Here is a 3,487-nt window from a genome sequence, read left to right on the forward strand (position 1 = left end):
CATTTGAGTTTCATCAAGCGGATATATTTGTGCTTTATATCCAAATGTTTTATCACCCGATATAATGGTTGATGCACCTTTCTTTCCTGTCGCATCGACAGAAGCACCTGCGGTATCAATAGCGGCTCCTGAATTATTCAGCAATCTCACACCGACCTGCTGAGCACAGCTTTCGTCATCGCAATTAGCAATATATCCGTTCGGTGCACCCACAGGTCTTTCACCCCGAAATTGAAATTGCACTGAGGTTTGATCAGGGCAACTAAATATCAGCGTAAAGGGGACTTCCGCGCCCCGCCTGACCTTCCGGCTCTGAAAATCAGCCAGGGAATAGGTGCCTAAATCAACGTTTTGAGTGGTTGTTAAAATGGCACATGAGCGTGGCACCACATCAATAGGTGCCCCTAAATTAATAGTGACAATATCAACCGGCGTACCCGGACTGGTATCCGCAACTAAACTCACATGCCCGATAAGGCCAGCAGGGATCGTCCCGCTTTTGATGACACCAGTCTGAACAAACTCCAGAACGACTTTATCAGCAGGTTCAGTACATATGCCTATGCACTCAAAGGCATCGGGGAAATAGGCATTTCTGGAAGCCGGCCAACTTAACCGGATCCCAAGACCGACAATGTTCGTATTATAAACATTGTCCGATGCCTGCAACGTTGACTCAGGCCGGGTAAAAGCTGAGCGCCAGGTATTGCGGACTAACCCGCCGCAGGTATAGGTAATGGCAGAAGTATTCACTTCGGCCCTTCCTAATACGGTTCCCACTGTGCCTTTACTGGCGGGCCTGAGCGTCGGTATTATTACGGAAACATTAATGGCTTTACCCTGTGTGATGGTACAGTCATTAGCGGCAAATGCCACAGACACAGGCATCAGCCAGGATAATAAACCCAGCATAACGACTGATATTATCAACCTCATCATGCCCCTCCTTAAGTTATCAATAAATATGAGTTATCGTTATTCACACACTTTATTGAGTGTGGCGATACCAACTGTTTTTTCTGCAGATTCCTTTTCGTCTGGAATATATCTCATACGACAAGAATGAGCGTTTTTCTTTTCAGACCAGGAAACGGATAACCATTGTTCAGCATTATTTTCAGGCTGAGCCACCATCGCCCTTCCGCCCTGCCCAACAATCCCAAGGACGATTTCATCACTGTCTTTAATCATCGCTCCATAAGGGACAACAACACCTTTTTTATCTTTAATAAGTAAGAATTTATTGATGTTATTTTTTGTTTTAAAACTTAGTTTTACTGAGGCGCCGGCAGTAGGAACTAAACTTGCCTTAGTATCGTCAACTTCGACTTCCATATCCGCACCCTTAGTATCAAGATAAATATCGTTATATTGATAAGGATTGAGTGAGGAAATAATGGCATAGCCATTCTCTGAAACCTGAGAGATCATATCAGGGTAAACATGTGAGCCTGTTGCTCCTTTCGCTTCGACAATACCGAAGGTATCGCTCAATGCAGAACTGTAATTAACGCCTCCTTCATGCAATACGATCCCGCCACTGGCATTCATCGTGGTCATAAATGAAGTTTCGGTTTGGCTATACCCGATATTCCCCTGCATGGCACTGCCGCTGTAACCTAAATTTATCCCTGCATTTGTCTGGTGATCCTGTACATAGTTTATCCAGCCACCATACGACATCTGGTTATATTCCCCGGCAGTACCGTTCAGCGCGGTTCTGATGCTGGAGTCTTGGTCGCTGTAGCTGACAGACGCATTAAGTTTCGGCACCTTCGAGTGCAGCGTACCAAATGGCACTGACATACTGAGATATATCGCATCATCGGTATCGCCATCTTCATCAATAGTTTTGCTGAAGTTAATGTTATAACTCATTGCATGCCATGAATTGGAATAACCAAACTGATAGCTGCTGGCGTTATTTTTTTCTGTTTGTGAATCCCAGGCACGGCCATAGTATCCGGAGAGATAAACATTCCCCCAGCCATCGATAAGATTCTGGCTAATATTTATTTCAACCTTATCCCGGTAGTTAATAGGTAAATATTTACCATCATCGTCCTCTAATGCCTGAGCGGTCAGCAGAGCATCACTGAGAGAATAATAATCCTTACTTGAATAACGGTAACCCGCAAGGCTGAGGTTCGTTCCGGTGTCATTGAAAAATTTAGCCAGACTCAGTTTCAAACTCATATTGCAGAAACGATCACAGGAATCCTCATCTTCCACCTCGAACGAGGTGAAGGACCGGGTAATATCGGCTCCCAAAGCCCCTAAGGGTGTATTGACAGCAGCACCGGCCATCAGCGCGGAATATTCGTTATCCTCTGTGGTCTGAAAACCTGTGTAAGCGGTGACCTGGTTAGTCAACCCATATTGGTAAGTTCCCTCCAGAACCAGGGGTTTATCGCGTAATGAGTCATTACGTATTTCACCGACAGTGGTTGAAAATCTCGATTGCCCCGGACGTAATAACATCGGTACGCTGGAGTAAGGCGTAATAAAGGTACGTACCTGACCTGTTGCCTCGGTGATTGTAACTTCCAGATCACCGCCATAGCCCGTAGCATAAAGATCCGTGATTTCGAATTCACCGGGTGGAACCGTCAGTTCCTTAAGGACATTACCATTTTGTCTGATGGTTATTTTTGCATTGGTATCCGCAACACCACGGATCACCGGCGCATAGCCGCGCAGTGAATCAGGCAGCATGCGTTCATCAGTGGCTAAACTGACACCACGCAGCGAAACGGTATTAAACAGTTCGCCGGTCGTGTTGATATCACCGGCTTTCATTTCGGCTTTAAGCGGTGCGATTGCACGCTGTGTATACGCTGAAATATGATCCCACTGGGTGGAAGTGCTGTCTTTAGTAACGCTGTCGAACGTATAGAAACGCCATGCTCCCAACTTTAATGATGAGAGGGCATTCCCGTAATAGTAATCATCGGAGGTATGATCCTGATTACGCACATTCGTTGCACTGAGAGAATAGTTTACCGCTAAAGAAGGTACACCATTATCCCAAAGCGCAGGGTTAACATACCCTTCAGGATTATTGAGTAAGCTTACCTGGGGTATAGAAAACTCTAATGTTTCTTCATCAGAGTCATACTTAAATGTTGCGGAAGGAATGAGCTTACTTAATAGTATACACTTATCCACATCCCATCCGGCATGAAGCTTAGAAGTATCAATATCGAACTGATAAATAAACTCTTTTGTTAAACAAGGTTGAATTTCGCTACCTACAGAGACATATTTAATTTTTTTTACGCCAATAGATTTGCCATTGACTTTAACATCTACGTGATAGTCGCCTGGTTTCGTTAATTCTTCATTATCAAACGCCGAGAGATCCATGCCTGCAAGATTGCCGACCATAAACCCATTGTTAAACCGTACGGCTTTTTTCTCTTTTACAGTACTCTTAGATTCAATATTGCTTCCAAGCGTCATTCCAGTAACAGGCACTGTTTCGCAA

General features: G+C 44.6%; 2 protein-coding genes. Both read right to left on the reverse strand.

Features of this window, described 5'->3' with window-relative positions; genetic code table 11:
* Positions 1-939 (reverse strand): fimbrial protein (locus tag J1785_RS02260; protein ID WP_217218715.1); only part of this gene is annotated, 939 nt, incomplete at its 3' end.
* A 36-nt stretch (positions 940-975) separates the two neighbouring features.
* The coding region (locus tag J1785_RS02265) for a fimbria/pilus outer membrane usher protein (protein ID WP_217218716.1) at positions 976-3,487 on the reverse strand (2,512 nt) is incomplete at its 5' end.

The sequence above is a fragment of the Rahnella perminowiae genome (assembly GCF_019049755.1).
GTDB classification, from domain to species: domain Bacteria; phylum Pseudomonadota; class Gammaproteobacteria; order Enterobacterales; family Enterobacteriaceae; genus Rahnella; species Rahnella perminowiae.